This window comes from Psychrobacter vallis, from assembly GCF_904846715.1.
Lineage (GTDB): Bacteria > Pseudomonadota > Gammaproteobacteria > Pseudomonadales > Moraxellaceae > Psychrobacter > Psychrobacter vallis.
Map to the genome: position 1 here is coordinate 61,915 of NZ_CAJHBU010000002.1, position 18,376 is coordinate 80,290.

Consider the following 18,376-nt stretch of genomic DNA (forward strand, 5'->3'; position numbering starts at 1 on the left):
ATGACAATATCGACATATTCATTATGAAAATCATTGATACCAAAATACCCGAGCTTTTAATCCTTGAACCTCGTGTTTTTGAAGACGAGCGCGGATGGTTTATGGAAAGCTTTAACCAAAAAACATTTGCAACTGCTCTAAGCGAACGCGGGTTCAATCTGCCAAATTTCGTACAAGACAATCACTCCAACTCACAAAAAGGCGTATTGCGAGGCTTACATTACCAACTTAACCCATTTTCTCAAGCGAAGCTGGTTCGCGTGGTACAAGGGCGAGCTTGGGATGTGGCTGTAGATATACGTCAACACTCACCTACTTTTGGTCAATGGGTAGGCTTAGAGCTGACAGCCACTAATCACCGTCAACTATGGATACCTGCCGGTTTCGCACATGGCTTTGTAGCGCTAGAAGACGATACACAATTTTTGTATAAAACCACTCATCATTACCATAAAGAAAGTGAGCGGACGATCTTATGGAATGATGATAGCTTAAAAATTAACTGGCCGATTGAGGGTCTAGAACTTGAGCTAACTGAGAAAGACAATGAAGGCTTAAGCTTTGAAAAAGCTAGAATAATGGGTGATATATTTTAACCGCAATTAACATTTGTTTTGGCTATTCTCTATTTTGTTTTGGCTATTCTCTATTTTGTTTTGGCTATTCTCTATATAGTCAAAACAATGTAAAAGGTACACATCAGGGCTGCGATAATTTTTCGCAGACTCTATCAGTAACGGCACAGCAAACAAGAATAAGTTGTGCATGTGACAAATCATATATAGAACCATAAAATACATAAATGTGCTAACTGACGACATATCCTAGTTCGTTTTAAACCTTTCACTCGCGCCAATACTTTTCAACCCAAGGAGTGGGTAAAATAAAATGTCGCAAATGACGAAATGGCTTTTTCTTAGCTTTGTCCGAGGTTTTCAAAAGTTTAATATGTTCTTTAGCGTTATTTGGATATTCTGTACGATAGCGCCCTTCAATTGCTTCTGGTGGATTGAGAGCGCCCCCAGCAAAAATTACAACCCGCGTATCTTTTGGCAGTTTTGCTGGTAAAAAATAGTTTAATGGAAAAGAGCGTTTACACTCAAACCTAAAATGTCTCACCCAACGTCTAGGATAAAATTCAACCCCACCTGGTGCATTACGAGTGACAAAACGCTGTTCAAAACGGTATTTTTCAGCAATCCCTTGAGGATCCGTGGCAAACAATTTTTGCAAAGAGACCAGTTTACCAACAGGAAACCTGAATAATGACGTCTGCCCAAGCTTTTCAAGAGGATTAGTCATATTGCGTGTCAATACTACTTCTTTTTCAGGCTTATATTCAAAAAAAACATCCAAGTTTCCAACAATCACCACATCCAAATCCAAAAAAAGTACGTCACCCTCTACATTACCTAGCTTCTCACTCCATAAACGTGATTTTGGCCATTGTCCAGAAGTACCTACTGGCATAGGATAATCAATTTCAGGTAAGGGCTGGCATTCTATTTCTGGACGTACACCAGTGGTGTCATCTGTAAAACAGACCAAGCGAAATGGTGGTGTGATATTACGAGATACCATGCCATATAATTTATTGGCATAATCAGCCCCATATTTTGTACCCCATTTGATACAAATGATTTGTTTGATATTTTTATTGTCTGCTGTACTAGAATCTATTGGCATTGACTGCTCACTTTAATCGCATGAATAAATATGACAAATATATTAGCATAAAAAAGCTGAACGATTACGCTCAGCTTTTTTGATAGGTGTAAATAATGTTATTTTTAATCAATAAAGCTTAACCAGTCCATATACTTCTCATTGCGGCCATGTACCACATCAAAGTACAAGGTTTGTAACTTTTCTGTCAACTCACCACGGCCACCGTTACCGATAATACGGTCGTCATATTCACGAATTGGTGTGACTTCAGCAGCAGTACCCGTCATAAAGATCTCGTCCGCCAAGTAAAATTCATCACGAGTGATACGGCGTTCAACCACTTTAATATCTAAATCAGCAGCAAATTGGATAATAGTGCGACGAGTGATACCGTCAAGTGCGCCGCCTGCTAGGTCAGGTGTGTGTAGTACGCCATCTTTTACCAAGAATAAGTTCTCGCCTGCGCCTTGGCAGACGTATCCTTGTGGATCCATCAAGATGGCTTCATCATAACCATTACGAGTGACTTCTTGGTTGGCCATGATAGACACAGGATAGTTGCTTGAGGCTTTTGCTTTGCACATAGTCACATTGGTCATGTGATGTGTAAATGAAGATGTTTTTACGCGGATACCGTTTTTGATACCTTCTTCACCAAGATAAGCACCCCAATGCCAAGCGGCAACCATGGCATTGATACTGTTATCACGCGAAGACAGACCAAGCTTTTCTGCGCCTACCCAAATAAGAGGGCGAATATACGCTTCTGCCAAGTTGTTTTGTTTGACCACATCTTTGTGCGCTTGCTCAAGTGTCGCCGCATCAAAGGGTACATTCATTTGAAAGATTTTTGCAGAACCCAATAGGCGTTCAGTATGTTCTTTTAGGCGAAAAATTGCCGTGCGCTTATCAGCGGTTTGATAAGCACGTACCCCTTCAAACACTGCCATACCATAGTGCAGACTATGCGTCAGTACGTGTACCTTAGCATCTGGCTGTTCAATCATCGTGCCATTCATCCAAAGCTTGCCATCTTGTGTTGCCATGTTCATTTTATAATCCTTATGTTAGCGCTGACGTCTAACTTTTTTAGGTAGGTTGTTTTTGACAGTATGTATCAACATCGTATGATAACACCGCCGCGTCATTTTTTTATTAAAAATATAACGTCATTATTACTCACAGGCCACAGTAATATTATGAGGTGTGGCCGATTATATCACTGGCTGTACAGGTAAATAAAATATTTCGATTTTTGCTTAGAGTGGTTTTATTTATAATAAAATATTACTCATCTTCTGCTGAATCCACACCCATTAAATGTCGCCACTGAGCTTGTACTAACGCTCGTGTCTCTTTCCAGAGTGACTCATCAACCAGTAATGACTGCTCTGATAATGCCAACTGATGGGTGGCCGCACGTATTCTTAGATAGGCGTCAGTCAACGCTTGACAGACTTGCGCCTCCCAAATACCGAGTATGGCGACCTCCTCAAAAATACGCACATTGTCGCTCCATTTGGTCAAACTTGGATACTCATGCGAATACGCCAATACGGCAAATTGCGCCAAAAACTCAATATCGACGATGCCGCCTGCATCTTGTTTGAGATGAAATTTACCCGCTTGTTGTTGCCATTGATTGGTACCCAGATGTTTTTGCATTTTTATACGCATGCTGGTGACTTCACTGCGGACCTGCTCGATTGTACGCGGCAGCGCCAACACCTCTCGGCGAATATCGCAAAAACGTGCGGTCACTCGTTTGTCTCCGCAAATCGCTCGTGCTCGAACCAACGCCTGATGCTCCCAAGACCACGCTTTATCAAACTGATAAGTTTCAAAAGCATGACACGACACGACCATCATGCCAGCGTTACCTGAGGGGCGTAGACGCATATCAATCTCATAAACACGGCCATCTCGGGTCTGGGTGTTGAGGTAATTCATTAGCTTTTGTACCAAGCGCGCAGCAAACTTCATCCCACTCACTGACTTTTCACCCGTGGTCATGCCTTGCTCTTTTATCTTATGCAAAAACACCAAATCCAAGTCTGAAGAATAAGACAATTCTAACCCGCCAAGTTTGCCATAGCCTATGATCGCAAAGCCGCAATCAGCCTCCGTAACCGGATCGCCATCTTGACCGATGGGATAGCCATAGCGTTTGACAATCTCTGCAAAAGCGCGCTCCAATGCGGCTTCTAATACGACTGCCGCAATATAAGTTAAGGAGTCAGACACCTTCATAATGGGGCGTTCAGCCAAGACATCACTGGCAGCAACCGCCAATACTTGATTCTTTTTAAACAGTCTCAGTACGCTGAGCAACTCCTCTTCGTCATCAGGCTCAACACGCAGTAACTGTTGGCGTAAGATGTCATGCAGTTCAAGCTTTTCAGGCAAATGACGGTAGCGTTGCTGTAAAAAAGTATCTAGTAGCACAGGATATTGTGCCAGCTCTTTTGCAATCCACGGACTGGCTGATAGCATCGGAATCAGCTCAATCATGGCATTGGGGTTTTCTGCAATCATGACCAAATATATCGAGCGGCGACAGATAGCTTCCAGTAATGCAAGGAGACGTGGCAAAGCCGTATTGGCCAGTTGCTGCTGGTCTTGATGCGCCAGTAATGCATGCACAATCACAGGATACGCGTCATCCAAGCGCTCGCGGGCTTCCTCACTTAGATTGGCAACCATTTTTGACTGCCAAAAATTTTGTAATAACTCACGATTTTCTTCTACTAGCACTTTATTTAACCGCGCAATCTGCTCGTCCAGATGTTCTGGCTCAAGATTGTTGTCTTCCTGATCTGGCACTTGGCGCTCGGTGACCATCCGCCCGAACGGTACATTGACAGTGTTTCGATGATGATTGAGCGTGTTTAGCAGGGCTTTCCAGTCGTCAAATCCAAGTGTGATGGCTAGATTATGCTGCCAGCTTGGATCATGAGGTAAGCGCTGAGTTTGCTGGTCGTTGATGGCTTGAATGGCATGCTCCAACCGACGTAAAAATCGATAGGCCGCTTGTAATTGCTCGTGGGTTGTCAACTCCAAGTACCCAAGTTCGCGCAATACTTGCATCGCTCGCAAACAAGATTTGACCTGTAGCTGTGGATGCCTGCCGCCATAGATCAACTGAAAAGCTTGGACGATAAACTCAATATCTCTAATACCGCCTGCACCAAGTTTGATATTGTCCAAGTCTTCACGCTGAGCAACTTGATTTTGAATGAGAGATTTCATTTCTCTGAGTGCGGAAAAAGCACTGTAATCCACATAATAACGAAAGACAAATGGCTTGATAAGCGCTTGCAGTTCATCATAAAACGGCGGCTCTACTTGTCCCACCACTCGTGCTTTTAGCCAAGCAAAACGCTCCCACGCACGACCGTGCAAGGCAAAATATTTTTGTAGTGCGGACAAATGAATGGCCAAATCGCTGCCATCACCCCACGGACGCAAACGCATATCCACTCGAAAGACAAAACCATCGGCTGTTTTGTTGTCTAATAATTTGATGATACCTTGACCAAGCCGAGTCATAAAACGCTTGTTGTCTATACTGCGCGTGCCGCGGGCTTTATCGCCGTTGGTTTCGCCGCGGGCCTGATGGACAAAAATCAGATCAATATCACTCGATAAATTCAGCTCTTGTGCCCCAAGCTTGCCCATGGCCATAATCGCCATATCATCAATTTGCACATTACCTTGCGTATTAATAAAAGTGGGTTGACCGTATTTTTTAACCAAATGCTGATAGGTATAATCTTTGGCAAATGAGAGGCAACCATCAGCAAACTCAGACAACTCATCCGTCAATTGCTCAAGCGCTATCATCTGTAAGGCATCTTGCCAAATCCAGCGCATCATCAATAATGTACGAAGATGGCGCAGGCCACTCATCACCTTAGGTTCATCAGCAAGTTGGTAGTTTTCATCCAAAGTATAATCTTGAATCAGATCATCAATTTGCTGGCGTGTTAAGGTCTTATCCAATGGGTAACTACGTAAAAACGTCTGACATGAGACCGTCCGGCTCTCCCAAATCTGATACGCAAATTCGCTCGCCGTTTGCAACACTTGCAATTGCGCCGTGGTCGGCTGATCATCTGTACCATGGTTCATACTTGAAGGCATAGCAGGTAACATAGGGACATAAACTCCTTGCATAGAATGATAAGACTACGTGAAGCTAGCGCATAAGTTTATTGTTTTTTCTTACGAGGCAGTCATCGTATCGAATAATAGCAGTTAATATCCAGCATAAACCATATTTCATAACAGTGCGCCTATTTGCTTGAATGGCTTTATGGTAGCATAAACAACTTTAGTATGAATCAATGATAAGAATTCCTATGACAACCATCACACCACTACTTCTGATAACTGCTGACCCCAGTCACCCCCTTGCGCATTTGGCGCTACGTTATACTCGCGCGTATCTCCAAAGTGACACTAATGAGGGCGAGATCAACCATGCTCCATTACATGTATTTTTTTATGGAGATGCGGCGCATATTGCCAATCGATTACGCTGGCAATCTGCCGACCAAGTTAACATAACCAAAGAGTGGCAAAGTCTAGCTGAACAGTATAAGTTAGCGCTGCCCGTCTGCGTCAGCACCGCCCTCAGTCGCGGTGTCAGTGACGCCGATAACAGCACACGTCATCAGCTTGATAGCAGCAACCTTGCCTCAGGCTTTACCTTGGTTGGACTGAGTGAGCTTGCGATGATGATGCAAAATGATTGTCGGCTGATACAGTTTTAATAGGCCGTGTTGATGCGTGCCTTTGCCCCACTCGATTAGGAATTAATCATGAAATTATTAATTCAGCTGCACACGCCAACTGAAATGGCAAGTTATGAGGGCTGTGCGCTTGCGCTAACGCTGGCGACCTTTGGTCATGAAGTTCAGCTATATTTAGACGCACCGGTCTTTGGCTTATTGATGCAATCTGAATCACGTTTGCACGGTATGATTCAATCCCTTGATCTATACGACATGCCAGCCGCTTGGCTGCCGAACGATGTCTTTAGTGGTTGGGTCACAGGTATGGTGCCAACGGATTTGGCGTCACAACTGAGCTTGGTACCAGACGTCATAAACTCGCAAGACTTTGAGCAAATCCTGCGCTTTTAGTGTTTTATGCTCTTTATCAAAAGAATTAGTAAACAGACAGCTATTCGCTTAATGCTAGGGCATGTCATCAATTAGATTATGAGCATTAAAATGTATCAATGCGGTAATTGATAACATGCTCTAAACAACTACCGCAACTGGAAACCGTCATGGCAACTTTATACCAATTACAGAGTACGATGGATACACTCAGACGCAATATTGAAGAGATGTCGCGCACGTGGCGTGCCGGTGATAGTATTGTTTTACTGGGTACAACGGTCGCTTTTATTGACTGGCTCAATGCCTACGTCGCTGATAGTGAGATTCAAGATATTGCAGGTATCTATGCTCTAGCCGATGATGTCGCAAAGCTAACGCCCAATACCAGTGCTAAGCTAAATCTAGACGCTAAGTTAAGTAGTGTTCTGACAGATATAGAATGGGTTCACCTGACCCAAGATCCTCAATTTGATAAAGTGGTGACCATCGCTTTATGAGTAACGACAATGTGAGTAAAAACAATGTGACTACCGCTATTATGACCGCCATGAATGTTGAATTGGATCAAGATGGCCATCTATGTGATCATACTGTCTGGACGCCCGCTATCGCCCAACAATTGGCACATACCATGGATGTGACTTTGAATACTGAGCATTTACAGATTTTACAACAAGTACGAGCGTTCTTTGCTAAGTTTAATCACGCCCCAGCGACACGGCCACTGATAAAATGGCTGCAAAAAACCTTACCTGAGCAAAATATTAGCAATCAAAAGTTGCAGCAATTATTCAATACTGGCTTGGTTGCCCGTCATGTAAATCGCTTGGCTGGTCTGCCCAAACCGCCCAATTGTTTGTAAATCACTAATTAATAAGATGCTAAGGCGTATTTTCAATGAGCATATTAACCCGCTATTTTGGGTCATAGACCGTCAATGTCTCATAACCAATACTGCGCCCTTCATCGCCTGCAAATCCTTGCTGACGCCATATCTCATATAGGCATATTGCCACGCTATTGGACAAATTCAAACTGCGTGAATCCGCCAGCATTGGCAATCTCAGCCAGTTGCTAGCGCCAATATCTTCACGAATATCATCTGTTAGCCCTGCTGTTTCAGAACCAAAAACCAGTGCAATATTTGGCATCAAAGCATCGCCTGTTGTTTCAACGTCTTGCTGACCGCTAAAATCATAATCATAAAAGGGCTTACTAAGCTTGGTCGTCAGGGCGGTAATAACGTGGCAATCAGCGGCTTGTAATGCCTGTCTTGCTGCTGTCCAATCATCATGTACTTGTAGATGGGCGTATTCGTGATAATCCAAGCCTGCTCGGCGTAGCTTTTTATCATCCAGCTCAAACCCTAAAGGCCTGACCAAATGCAGCTGCGCACCTGTATTGGCACAAAGACGGATGATGTTACCGGTGTTACTTGGCATTTTTGGGGCTACCAACACTATGTGGATGGTCATACTGATTCCTTAAATAATTGAGACTGACTATATGTAGATTTATGAATTATTTGTAATGAAAAGTTACAGTTTAACGCCCATAATTACACTTTGATACTGTGCAGCGTTTTTAACTTTCACTATGATGTCGGTAATGGATAGCGAGATAATATGTATACCTTATTATTTTAGCCCATACCTTCAGTGAAGCTTGAGCTTATTGCTTGGCATCACTGTTATTATTTATAACCACCCATTTATTTTTGAGGATATTATTATGAAAAAAGTAATCATCGCATCTTTGACTGCTATGTTTGTTCTAACTGGTTGCAACACTTTTAAAGGTTTAGGCGAAGACGTATCAAGCGCTGGTAATGCTGTAAGCAACACAGCTACAGACGTAAAACAGAAAATCTAAGTGTGAATTTCTTAGACTATTTAAAAGGCTTATCATTAATTTGATAAGCCTTTTTTTATTCTGTTTCTATCTTTTGGTTTTATAGAATTGTTAAAACATAGGGCTATCAAAACCCAAAACTATAAAAACGCTCGTAATATTTGATTGAGATAACGTTGTCCTAATATCGTCGGTTGTAGCCGCTCAGTACTGTCTATCAGCAATCCTTGTGCTACCAATTTATCTACTTGTACTTCAATCTCACCATAACTCAGCCCCGTTCTTGCTTCAAACAATGACCAATTAACCCCGCCATGCAAACGTAAAACATTGAGCATAAACTCACTAATCAGCTCCTCACTCGCAACCTTTTGCCAACCAATCATTTTCGGTGCATTTTGGTGAATGTCAACATGCTCAGCATCTTGGCAATCCTTAGCGTTTTTAAGTAAATATTCTGTAGATATATCATCTTTAAGTATATAATCTCTAGGCAAACGTGACTTACTAAAACGATAAATACCTGCCTCTGTCAAATATTCATTTTCTAGTACTTCACCATCTTCTAATGGTTTCCATATCTTTTCATCTGCTTTCGATAGCTGATTGCCAATTGTAACTTTGCCATGCGCACCAGCACCAATCGCTAAATAATCACCAAACTGCCAATAATTGACATTGTGGCGGCACGGCTTATCTGCTGCACCCACCCAAGCGGAGACTTCGTAATTGTGATAACCCAATTGCTGCAATAAGGCCTGACCTGCTTGCTCAATATTCGCCAAACTGTCCTCATCTGGCAAAATAGGCTGGCTACGGTAAAACACGGTATTGGGCTCAATCGTTAGCTGATACCAAGAAATATGCGTCGCGCCAGCATCATGCGCCATTTGAATGTCATCCAGCGCCTCGCTCATGGTTTGCTGCGGTAAGCCATGCATCAAATCCACATTGATCCGCTCAAAGCCAGCCGCACGAGCAGCATAAATTGCCGATATTGCCTGAGCAGGATTGTGTATGCGGCCGAGCGTTGTTAACTTATCAGCGGCAAAGCTTTGCACACCAATTGACAAACGATTGATACCCACGTCCAAATACTGTGCAAAAGGCGCGTGCTCTAGCGTGCCAGGATTGGCCTCCATCGTCACTTCGATGTCATCAGCGAACCCAAAAATATGGCGCAAACCAGAAAATAGACGCTGATACTGGACAATGGGCAGCAATGATGGCGTACCGCCGCCTATAAATATTGAACCAATCTCACGCCCTTGAGTGAATGACTGCTGCATAGTTGCATCTAACAATAGCGCGTCTACGTACTCATCATACATAGACACCTGCATATCTATCGGTAGCTCATGCGAATTAAAGTCGCAATACGGACACTTTTTAACACACCACGGGATATGAATGTAGAGCGCCAGTGGAATGTCTCTCACCGCCATCACACTCTCAGCAGAATGCGTAAAGGCGCTCAGTTTGTTTGAAAAGCTAACATCTTTAGTATTTGGCATAAACGAATTTTCTATCAATAGGTAACTGCTGTCATTAGCAGAAAGTAGCGCTAGGATAACGGCTAGACGGCATAAAGAAAAGCATAGCGGCGATAAAATTACCAATAAAGCCATTTACAAAAATGGATGTTAAAGCTGATGGCTTACAGGCAAGATACAGCAACGTATTGAGTACTACATTTAGTATATAGTCGGTGAATAACATAAGGATAAAATATATGGCTTACTGGTTGATGAAATCCAACCCCAAATTTTTTGGTATTAAAGATTTAGAGCGTTTGGGAACGGAACATTGGGATGGCGTTCGCAATTACCGTGCCCGCAATTTTATGCGCGATGATATGCGGGTTGGTGATCAGGTTGTCTTTTATCATTCTAGCGCCAAGCCCTCTGGTGTTGCTGGTATTATGACTATCAGCAAGGCGGGCTACCCTGACCCTAGTCAGTTTCATCCTGAACATCGTCATTATGATCCACTTGCAACCGAAGATGAACCGCGTTGGTATATGGTAGACGTGACTTTTGAGCAAGCTTTTAACCATGTTTTACCTTTATCAGAACTTAAGTTTTTGCCAGCCCTTGAAGACTCCCTATTACTTAAAAAAGGCTGTGAGCAGCTCACTGTTATTCCACTTGAAGCCAAACATTGGCACGCTATCATGGATATGGCAGAGATACTTGATCTGTTGCCAAACGAGTAAAGGCTATAGGTGATCCACTTTAAAAAGGTTGCCGTTCTGCTTGTATGAATTTTATGAAGCATCTGTCACGCTTATAGGCAGCCAGCGAGGAAAATTTATACCAGTAGAACATCATTAACGGATGTACCATTTTTATTCTAGATTGGCTATATGATGGTAATGATTCTAACCACAGCAATATGGCTTACGACTATCTTAATGAGTGTCAGAGCTTGACGGTATTAAACGTGTGTAAAGCGTTGACATCATGACCTAGCTTCTTTACCATCTTATTTACTTATGACCTGTCAATCCTCCGCTTGGATTGACGGGTTATTTTCATTTTTGTGCCTTTTATTTTTTATACTCTGTCTATATAGGCTTGCCCATATTCTTTATCAGAGTATGATCATCGGCACTACTTCTCTCTTATCGTCTCGCTATTAACTTACTGATGGCAGTATTTGCTCATCAGTAATAATTACTGCAAAGAATAAAAAGTTGCTCATTATGGTTTTTCCATTATCTTTTAGAGATTTCAAAAGTTACAGTTTTCGCTTAGGCGTGCTCGCACTTCCTATTTTAATCACGCAATTTTGCCAAGCAGCACTAGGGGTTGTCGATGCCATCATGGCAGGTCAAGTTTCTGCGCTTGACTTGGCTGCCGTGGCTGTTGGCTCCGGTATTTGGCTTCCTCTGTTCTTATTAGCAACAGGGATTTTGATTGCAACCACACCGCTCATTGGTGAGGCTATCGGTCAAGACCAACATGATAAAGTGCCGCATATCACGCAGCAGTCTTTATGGACGGCAGGTGTGCTTGGTATTATTGGTTTTGTTGTGGTTAATTTAGCACCAAATGTACTTGGCGTCATGGGTGTACCTGAAAACATTCAACCAATAGCCACGCAGTATTTGCATGGTGTCTCCTTTGGCTTCCCTGCTATGGCTGTCTATGCTGTGCTACGCAGTTATTGCGAAGCGCTTGGACGACCGGAGCCCGTGACGGTGATTAGTATCATTGGCTTAATTGCAGACATCCCTCTCAATTATATCTTTATACATGGTCTATTCGGTATGCCGGAGATGGGCGGCGCAGGCTGCGGTGTTGCAACCGCCTTGGTATTGTGGATAAATGTACTCCTATTGGCCGTTTATACTAGCTTCACTAAGCGCCAACAATTTGCGAGCACTCGCTTTTTTTATGCCTTTGCCCGCCCAAATCGCGCACAAATTAAAAAACTTCTTAAGCTTGGCATTCCTATTGGCATTTCTATCTTTTTTGAGGCCAGTCTATTTAGCTTAGGGGCGTTGGTTATCAGTCCATTGGGTGAATTGGCAACCGCGTCGCATCAAGTCGCATTAGCAGTAACCTCACAGCTGTTTATGATACCCATATCAGTCGCCATGGCACTGACCATCATGATATCCAATCGCTTTGGCGAAAAGAACCTCATGGCGCTGCGGCAAGTACAAGCCACTGGTTTAATCTGGACTGTATTGATTGCGATCATTTGTATGCTCGGCATATGGCTATTCAGACCCGAACTAGCAGCCGCCTTCACTGACAATCCAGCTGTTATCGCTCAGTCGATGCATCTGCTGATATTTGCGCTTGCTTATCAGCTGTTTGATGGCTGGCAAGTGAATGTGGCGGGTATATTACGCGGCATGCAAGATACTGCCGTACCGATGTGGGTCACCTTCTTTTGTTATTGGCTGGTGGCTTTACCACTGGGTATTTATTTGGTGCGCTTTACTGACGTTGGCGCACAAGGATTTTGGATGGCATTAATCACAGGGCTATTTTTGTCTTCTATCCTTTTGACATTGAGACTGCGCTATCAACAAAAGCGCTTACTAGCGATGTGGGGCTGATATGGCTAAGCTAACTTTAGCTAAACACCGTATCTGGTGATATTTACTAGCACTAGACGGTCACATAGACTATGATAAATCATTTAACATTTCTTACTCGCAAGATAGCTTACGTCATAATATGTAAAAAAATTCAGTTAACAACTGTACATCGATTGCTCATTGCCATGAATATAGGTATCATTAGCAATTATCTACACAATATTTAGTTACACTATTTCTCGAATTTGGTACAAGGCAAAATTAAAACTATGGATATTGAAAAAATACGCACCCTGATCGCACTCATGGAAGAAAGTGAACTGGTTAATTTAGAAATCAGCTCGGATGATGAACATATCAGTTTAACACGCCACTATGATGCACCAGCTCCAACGATGATGGCAGCTCCTTCTGTAGGCGCGGCTCCCATTGCTGCTGATGCAACACCAGCGGTAAAAGCTGGTAGCGTTGAGACATCTCCAATGGTTGGTGTCTTCTACTCAGCGCCAACTCCTAACGACCCCCCGTTTGTAAAGGTTGGACAAAAAGTTCAAGCGGGTGATACTTTAGGCATCATTGAAGCCATGAAAATCATGAATCCCCTTGAGGCGACTCAAAGTGGCATCGTTGACGAAATCTTGGTAGATAATTCTGAAGTTGTACAGTTTGGCCAACCTGTCATACGCTACAAAGCGTAACGATATTTGCCACACCTTACTTCATTATGACTGATGTCTTTTGATATTTATGCCTGTAGCGTTTAATCTTGCGATGCTATCTATCAGGACTCAGTCGATGACTGCCGCTTCGACAAGGATGACCCCATGATAAAAAAACTGCTCATCGCCAATAGAGGTGAGATTGCCCTACGTATCGTTCGCGCCTGCAAAGCCCTTGGTATAGAAACCGTAGGCGTCTATTCTACGGCGGATGCAAACTTGATGCATTTGCGCTTTGTTGATGAGGCAATCTGTATTGGCAAACCCAATGCCAATCAAAGCTATCTTGATATCAATACTATTTTAACCGCTGCTGAAATCACTGGTGCTGATGCCATTCATCCCGGCTATGGTTTTTTGTCAGAGAATGCTGAATTTGCTGAACGAGTAGAAGAAGCCGGTTTGACTTTCGTTGGCCCTAACGCTGACCACATTCGCTTAATGGGCAATAAAGTCTCAGCCATCAATGCCATGAAAAAGGCTGGTGTGCCGACCGTGCCAGGCTCAGTGGGTGCAGTAACATTGCATAATGCCGAAGACCAAGCACGTAATATCGGCTTTCCCCTGTTGATTAAAGCAGCTTCTGGTGGCGGTGGCCGCGGTATGCGCGTGGTCGAGCGCTTCGAAGAAGTTATCGGACAAGTACAAGCGGCCAAGCAAGAAGCTGAACTGTGGTTCGGTGATGATACTGTCTATATGGAACGCTATCTACAAAACCCGCGTCATGTAGAAGTACAAGTGCTTGGTGACGGTAATGGCAACGCCATTCATTTATACGACCGTGATTGCTCGCTGCAACGTCGTCACCAAAAGGTGTTAGAAGAAGCCCCTGCACCTGATATTCCTGATGATGTACGCGAACCTATCTTAAGAGCGTGCGTGAAAGCGTGCGAGCTTGTAAAATATCGCGGTGCAGGTACTTTTGAATTTTTATTTGAAAACAACGAGTTTTTCTTCATTGAAATGAATACTCGTGTACAGGTAGAGCATCCAGTCACCGAGATGATTACCGGTATTGATGTGGTCGTTGAACAACTTAAAATCGCTGCTGGCTATGGCTTGTCTTATCGTCAGAGCGAGATTGAGATTCAAGGTCATGCGATTGAATGCCGTATCAATGCTGAAGATCCAGCGACCTTTATGCCGTGTCCTGGCACAGTCAGCCAGTTGTTTGCCCCAAGTGGCGCTGGCGTTCGTTTTGACTCACATTTATACCCTGGCTATGAGATACCGACGTATTACGATTCATTGATCGGCAAGCTGATCTGTCATGGTCAAACTCGCCAGCAAGCAATCTCTAAAACGCTACATGCGCTTGACGAGTTAGTGATTGAAGGTATCAAAACCAACATACCTTTGCATCGTGATGTGATTTTGGCGAATGACAATTTTGTCCATGAAGCCCAAAACATTCATTATTTGGAAAGAGAGCTTTTGACTGCTAACAAAGCTAAAAATCCCTCTTAAGAATAAAACAACTCCATAAAAAAACCGCTATCTAATAGCGGTTTTTTTATATTGGTCAGATCGATATACTAAGGTAAAACTCTATTAAAAGTCATGAAGCACTCTTTTCCATCAGGATCAGCACACCACTGCATTTGGTTATTATCATGGCTTAAAAACGCAATCAACGCTTCATCAGTTTGGTCAATCTGGTTACCTGAGCAATCTACTTCATTATTGTCATAAATTGTCTTGAGAGCGATAATAGGCAGTCCTTCTTCACGGTGCGTGATTAAGTAGCGACCGTACGTCCATTCTTTACCACTGACCGCCCACATCTCATTGTCGGCACTAAAATTATATAATTCACGGCACTGCCTAGATGGTTTGGTAGATGCCATCAATTGTGTATTGGCATTTGGCTGAATATTAAGAACGCGCTTTTCAGTTTGAGTGAGAACACCGCCCTCTGTGCCAGCAGTCACTTTCGGCTCATCAACTTTTATCTGTGAGCTGTCTTTTAATGTGGCTTGGGCAGCGGCCGCTTCTTTTGTCATCGTTATACCACTATCTAACTCTATCTCCCATTGACCAGCAATAGCAGGACTGATGTGGGTGGTAATAGTCGGCTTACTAATGACTTCACCATTCGCTGGCAAAGAAGCCAAAAGCGCCGCCAATGAAAATGAAGCAAATGATATAGGTTCCATAATTAACCTTTTGTTTATAATGATATGCGTTATATACATTAGCGTAAGTCTTAGACACCAAAAACACAAGTAACATTATGCTATTGGTTGTGATGTCATAAAAAACCACACGGTAGATTATGATAATAATTCAATAATTTCTGAAGATGAGTTTTTCTTTACTCAAAAAATAACGCCATCGCTTTGCTCACTAAAAGCAAGAAGCGATGGCGTTATAAGTAGACGCTATTCATACTATAGTCAACACACTATAAAGTACGTACAGCGCTGCTAGGACCAATTACATTAGAGCGGTTTCTACATTTAAGCGGCCGTTTTGCCTACTGCTTGGGCAAAGGCGGATAGCGCACCTTTTAGCATTGCTGATACGGTACTGCTACAAGTACCAATACCTGAGTAGACCTCACCATCCACATTTAGCTGAATATAAGCCGCTGCGTTAGCATTGGTTTTGTTATCATTATTGGTATCATCATCGATGCCGTTACCGCTGTTATGATGCGGATTAATCGCATGCTCAGCATAGTTAATGACGTGTAATGACTTACCGGTATGCTGCGCAAGACCATCGATAAACGATGATAAAGGCCCATTGCCCGTGCCATCAATATTGATGATGTCACCATGCATTTGCACCTGCCCATTAAAGTAGACGTCACCGCCTTTATTATTGACACTATAATCTAATAGCTCAAACTTACCTTGCTGTAGATACGTAGTCTCAAACGTCTGTAAGATTTCATCATTCTGTAATTCGCGTGCAGCCGTCTCCGCTTGCTTTTGTACCACACCGCTAAAGTCAATTTGCATCCAGCGCGGCAAGTTAAAACCATAATTGCGCTGCAAAATATAAGCGACGCCACCTTTACCCGATTGACTATTGATACGCACCACATCTTGATAGCTACGACCAATGTGCGCCGGATCAATTGGTAGATATGCCACATCCCACACATTGTCGGTCTCGTCTTGATGCTTCTCATTATAGTCGAGCGACTTTTTGATGGCATCTTGATGCGAGCCACTAAAGGCAGTAAAGACCAACTCGCCCACATAAGGATGGCGCGGATGCAAAGGCAAATTATTGCATTCACTCACCACCTGTACAATCTCACTCATGTTACTAAAATCAAGCTCAGGATCGATACCTTGACTAAACAGATTCATGGCCATGACCATAATATCCATGTTACCCGTACGTTCACCATTACCCAATAAGGTACCTTCGATACGATCAGCACCAGCAAGCACACCAAGCTCAGCAGCAGCCACGGCACAGCCACGATCATTATGCGTATGCAAACTGATAATCACATGCTCACGATGGGCAAGGTTTCGACAAAAATACTCAACTTGATCGGCAAAAACATTGGGCATAGAGGCCTCAACAGTCGCTGGCAAATTAAGAATAACTTTTTGACCTTGCTGCGGTTGCCATATCTCACAAACCGCATCACAGACTTCTACTGCATAGTCAGTCTCTGTTTGACTAAAGCTCTCAGGAGAATATTGGAATATCCATTCTGTCTCAGGATATTTGGCAGCATATTCAACCAATAAGTTGGCACCAGCAATGGCAATCTCTTTAATTTCAGCTTTGTCTTTCGCATAGACCTTTTCACGTTGTACGCGGCTGGTTGAGTTATAGACGTGGACCACTGCACGTTTTGCGCCTTTTAGTGACTCAAAGGTACGGGCGATCAAATGCTCACGAGCTTGTACTAAAACTTGCAAGGTCACATCATCGGGCACATGGTTTTCTTCAATAAGTTTACGAGCAAAGTCAAATTCAACCTGCGCTGCTGACGGAAAGCCAATCTCAATCTCTTTAAAACCCACGTCTACCAATGTTTTAAAAAAACGCATTTTTTGTTCAATAGTCATCGGATCAATCAGCGCCTGATTGCCATCACGCAGATCCACACTTGCCCATATTGGCGACTTCTCAATCGTCTTGCTCGGCCAAGTGCGATCTGGCAGCGATGGCGCAAATGCAAATGGGCGATACTTACGGAAATCAAAAGCAGCATTTTTTGGTGTCATCTTTGCCGTCGTTGCGGCTACAGGGCTTGTGGCTTGGTCAGACATAATCAATCCTTAGATGATATGAGAATTTATATTTTTAGCTGGTGGCTGGCGATTAGATCATCTGTTTATCATAAGAGATAACCCATGTTTATACCATTATAATAGCAAAGTTTACAGCAGAGAAATCAGCTTTATTTCATTAAATTTAACATTATTTTAGTGAAAAAATCTGCATGAGCTACTATAATTAGATGAATTCACTAATGAGATAATAAATCATGCCCAGCAGTCATTTTGATAACACATCTTTAGCCGATATAGATGACACCGATAGACAGTTATTGCGCTTATTACAAACGCAGGCGCGTATGAGTATTACCGAGCTTGCCGAACGTGTTAACCTGTCAGCCACTCCTTGTGCACGCCGCATTAAGCGTTTAGAAGATGCAGGCATTATTACCGGCTACCATACCAAAACGGATGCACAAAAACTGGGCTACCCATTGGCGGTATTTATTGCTATTAGTATGGATCGTCATACTGCGGAGCGTTTTGAACAATTTGAAACAAAGGTTCAAAGCTTTGATGAAGTCGTCAGCTGTAGTATTGTCACGGGTCGCACAGAGGACTATCTCATTAAAGTGCGGGTGCGCGATATGGCGCATTATGAGGAGTTTTTATTACATAGACTGAATCGTATCGAAGGCGTCGCGCAAGTACATACCAGCTTTGAGCTGCGAGAAGTGTTCAGTCGTAGTGTGATTTAGGCAG

The 18,376-nt window shown here is 43.1% G+C and carries 18 protein-coding genes; 11 read left to right on the plus strand and 7 right to left on the minus strand.

The annotated features are described in order from the left end of the window. The first annotated feature begins 23 nt into the window (after positions 1 to 23). Positions 24 to 596: a dTDP-4-dehydrorhamnose 3,5-epimerase gene (rfbC, locus tag JMY02_RS01615; RefSeq protein ID WP_201594540.1), complete on the plus strand. Its 573-nt coding sequence runs from the start codon at positions 24 to 26 to the stop codon at positions 594 to 596. Positions 597 to 843: 247 nt separating this feature from the next. Here the strand turns inward: rfbC and JMY02_RS01620 are convergent, their stop codons facing one another. The 3 genes from JMY02_RS01620 to glnE form a co-directional block, all read right to left on the minus strand. Continuing rightward, positions 844 to 1,686 carry a glycosyl transferase gene (locus JMY02_RS01620; protein WP_201594542.1) on the minus strand — a complete coding sequence of 281 codons (843 nt, stop codon included), beginning with the start codon at positions 1,684 to 1,686 and terminating at the stop codon, positions 844 to 846. Positions 1,687 to 1,790: 104 nt separating this feature from the next. After that, a complete protein-coding gene (locus tag JMY02_RS01625) occupies positions 1,791 to 2,720 on the minus strand; it encodes a branched-chain amino acid transaminase (RefSeq protein WP_201594544.1) in 930 nt (309 codons plus the stop codon). 235 nt (positions 2,721 to 2,955) lie between these two features. Next, complete coding sequence (glnE, locus tag JMY02_RS01630) at positions 2,956 to 5,823, minus strand: bifunctional [glutamate--ammonia ligase]-adenylyl-L-tyrosine phosphorylase/[glutamate--ammonia-ligase] adenylyltransferase (RefSeq protein ID WP_201594546.1); 2,868 nt, start codon at positions 5,821 to 5,823, stop codon at positions 2,956 to 2,958. Between the two features lie 206 nt (positions 5,824 to 6,029). Here glnE and tusD point away from each other — a divergent pair, with 206 nt between their 5' ends. The 4 genes from tusD to JMY02_RS01650 all read left to right on the plus strand — a co-directional run bounded on the left by tusD (position 6,030) and on the right by JMY02_RS01650 (position 7,659). Further along, positions 6,030 to 6,443 carry a sulfurtransferase complex subunit TusD gene (gene tusD, locus JMY02_RS01635; RefSeq protein ID WP_201594548.1) on the plus strand — a complete coding sequence of 138 codons (414 nt, stop codon included), beginning with the start codon at positions 6,030 to 6,032 and terminating at the stop codon, positions 6,441 to 6,443. Positions 6,444 to 6,491: 48 nt separating this feature from the next. Next, the gene (locus tag JMY02_RS01640) at positions 6,492 to 6,815 is read left to right on the plus strand and encodes a hypothetical protein (RefSeq protein WP_201594550.1); all 324 of its coding nucleotides are present in this window, start codon (positions 6,492 to 6,494) and stop codon (positions 6,813 to 6,815) included. A 149-nt stretch (positions 6,816 to 6,964) separates the two neighbouring features. Continuing rightward, positions 6,965 to 7,294: a hypothetical protein gene (locus tag JMY02_RS01645; protein WP_201594552.1), complete on the plus strand. Its 330-nt coding sequence runs from the start codon at positions 6,965 to 6,967 to the stop codon at positions 7,292 to 7,294. Positions 7,295 to 7,344: 50 nt separating this feature from the next. Further along, a complete protein-coding gene (locus tag JMY02_RS01650) occupies positions 7,345 to 7,659 on the plus strand; it encodes a TusE/DsrC/DsvC family sulfur relay protein (protein ID WP_201594866.1) in 315 nt (104 codons plus the stop codon). Between the two features lie 52 nt (positions 7,660 to 7,711). Here the strand turns inward: JMY02_RS01650 and JMY02_RS01655 are convergent, their stop codons facing one another. After that, positions 7,712 to 8,272, minus strand: coding sequence for a tRNA (cytidine(34)-2'-O)-methyltransferase (locus JMY02_RS01655; RefSeq protein WP_201594554.1), 561 nt, complete (start codon positions 8,270 to 8,272; stop codon positions 7,712 to 7,714). A 256-nt stretch (positions 8,273 to 8,528) separates the two neighbouring features. Between JMY02_RS01655 and JMY02_RS01660 the strand changes: the two genes are divergently transcribed. Continuing rightward, positions 8,529 to 8,669, plus strand: coding sequence for an entericidin A/B family lipoprotein (locus tag JMY02_RS01660; protein WP_201594556.1), 141 nt, complete (start codon positions 8,529 to 8,531; stop codon positions 8,667 to 8,669). Between the two features lie 119 nt (positions 8,670 to 8,788). Here the strand turns inward: JMY02_RS01660 and hemW are convergent, their stop codons facing one another. Continuing rightward, on the minus strand, positions 8,789 to 10,093 hold the full coding sequence (gene hemW / locus JMY02_RS01665) for a radical SAM family heme chaperone HemW (RefSeq protein ID WP_201594868.1): 1,305 nt from the start codon (positions 10,091 to 10,093) through the stop codon (positions 8,789 to 8,791). A 287-nt stretch (positions 10,094 to 10,380) separates the two neighbouring features. Here hemW and JMY02_RS01670 point away from each other — a divergent pair, with 287 nt between their 5' ends. From JMY02_RS01670 to accC, 4 genes are all read left to right on the plus strand, one after another. Further along, complete coding sequence (locus tag JMY02_RS01670) at positions 10,381 to 10,863, plus strand: EVE domain-containing protein (protein WP_201594558.1); 483 nt, start codon at positions 10,381 to 10,383, stop codon at positions 10,861 to 10,863. Positions 10,864 to 11,352: 489 nt separating this feature from the next. Continuing rightward, positions 11,353 to 12,720, plus strand: coding sequence for an MATE family efflux transporter (locus JMY02_RS01675; protein ID WP_201594560.1), 1,368 nt, complete (start codon positions 11,353 to 11,355; stop codon positions 12,718 to 12,720). A 251-nt stretch (positions 12,721 to 12,971) separates the two neighbouring features. Continuing rightward, a complete protein-coding gene (gene accB, locus JMY02_RS01680) occupies positions 12,972 to 13,400 on the plus strand; it encodes an acetyl-CoA carboxylase biotin carboxyl carrier protein (protein WP_021814675.1) in 429 nt (142 codons plus the stop codon). 126 nt (positions 13,401 to 13,526) lie between these two features. Further along, entirely contained in the window at positions 13,527 to 14,888 is a 1,362-nt protein-coding gene (gene accC, locus JMY02_RS01685) for an acetyl-CoA carboxylase biotin carboxylase subunit (RefSeq protein WP_201594562.1), read from the plus strand. A 68-nt stretch (positions 14,889 to 14,956) separates the two neighbouring features. Here the strand turns inward: accC and JMY02_RS01690 are convergent, their stop codons facing one another. Together JMY02_RS01690 and leuA are read right to left on the minus strand one after the other, a co-directional pair. After that, positions 14,957 to 15,577: a hypothetical protein gene (locus tag JMY02_RS01690; RefSeq protein WP_201594564.1), complete on the minus strand. Its 621-nt coding sequence runs from the start codon at positions 15,575 to 15,577 to the stop codon at positions 14,957 to 14,959. A gap of 303 nt (positions 15,578 to 15,880) precedes the next feature. Further along, positions 15,881 to 17,665 carry a 2-isopropylmalate synthase gene (gene leuA, locus JMY02_RS01695; RefSeq protein WP_201594566.1) on the minus strand — a complete coding sequence of 595 codons (1,785 nt, stop codon included), beginning with the start codon at positions 17,663 to 17,665 and terminating at the stop codon, positions 15,881 to 15,883. A 218-nt stretch (positions 17,666 to 17,883) separates the two neighbouring features. Here leuA and JMY02_RS01700 point away from each other — a divergent pair, with 218 nt between their 5' ends. Beyond that, positions 17,884 to 18,372 (plus strand): Lrp/AsnC family transcriptional regulator, encoded by a 489-nt coding sequence (locus JMY02_RS01700; RefSeq protein WP_201594568.1) that lies wholly within the window; start codon positions 17,884 to 17,886, stop codon positions 18,370 to 18,372. Positions 18,373 to 18,376: the final 4 nt, after the last annotated feature.

Bases quoted from the DNA above. Each gene is read 5' to 3' on its own strand.
- JMY02_RS01650 (WP_201594866.1), top strand. From the start codon at position 7,345: ATGAATGTTGAATTGGATCAAGATGGCCATCTATGTGATCATACTGTC.
- JMY02_RS01700 (WP_201594568.1), top strand. From the start codon at position 17,884: ATGCCCAGCAGTCATTTTGATAACACATCTTTAGCCGATATAGATGAC.
- JMY02_RS01625 (WP_201594544.1), bottom strand. From the start codon at position 2,720: ATGAACATGGCAACACAAGATGGCAAGCTTTGGATGAATGGCACGATG.
- hemW (WP_201594868.1), bottom strand. From the start codon at position 10,093: ATGGCGGTGAGAGACATTCCACTGGCGCTCTACATTCATATCCCGTGG.
- JMY02_RS01655 (WP_201594554.1), bottom strand. From the start codon at position 8,272: ATGACCATCCACATAGTGTTGGTAGCCCCAAAAATGCCAAGTAACACC.
- tusD (WP_201594548.1), top strand. From the start codon at position 6,030: ATGACAACCATCACACCACTACTTCTGATAACTGCTGACCCCAGTCAC.
- rfbC (WP_201594540.1), top strand. From the start codon at position 24: ATGAAAATCATTGATACCAAAATACCCGAGCTTTTAATCCTTGAACCT.
- glnE (WP_201594546.1), bottom strand. From the start codon at position 5,823: ATGTTACCTGCTATGCCTTCAAGTATGAACCATGGTACAGATGATCAG.
- accC (WP_201594562.1), top strand. From the start codon at position 13,527: ATGATAAAAAAACTGCTCATCGCCAATAGAGGTGAGATTGCCCTACGT.
- JMY02_RS01690 (WP_201594564.1), bottom strand. From the start codon at position 15,577: ATGGAACCTATATCATTTGCTTCATTTTCATTGGCGGCGCTTTTGGCT.
- JMY02_RS01660 (WP_201594556.1), top strand. From the start codon at position 8,529: ATGAAAAAAGTAATCATCGCATCTTTGACTGCTATGTTTGTTCTAACT.
- JMY02_RS01620 (WP_201594542.1), bottom strand. From the start codon at position 1,686: ATGCCAATAGATTCTAGTACAGCAGACAATAAAAATATCAAACAAATC.
- JMY02_RS01640 (WP_201594550.1), top strand. From the start codon at position 6,492: ATGAAATTATTAATTCAGCTGCACACGCCAACTGAAATGGCAAGTTAT.
- JMY02_RS01675 (WP_201594560.1), top strand. From the start codon at position 11,353: ATGGTTTTTCCATTATCTTTTAGAGATTTCAAAAGTTACAGTTTTCGC.
- accB (WP_021814675.1), top strand. From the start codon at position 12,972: ATGGATATTGAAAAAATACGCACCCTGATCGCACTCATGGAAGAAAGT.
- JMY02_RS01670 (WP_201594558.1), top strand. From the start codon at position 10,381: ATGGCTTACTGGTTGATGAAATCCAACCCCAAATTTTTTGGTATTAAA.
- JMY02_RS01645 (WP_201594552.1), top strand. From the start codon at position 6,965: ATGGCAACTTTATACCAATTACAGAGTACGATGGATACACTCAGACGC.
- leuA (WP_201594566.1), bottom strand. From the start codon at position 17,665: ATGTCTGACCAAGCCACAAGCCCTGTAGCCGCAACGACGGCAAAGATG.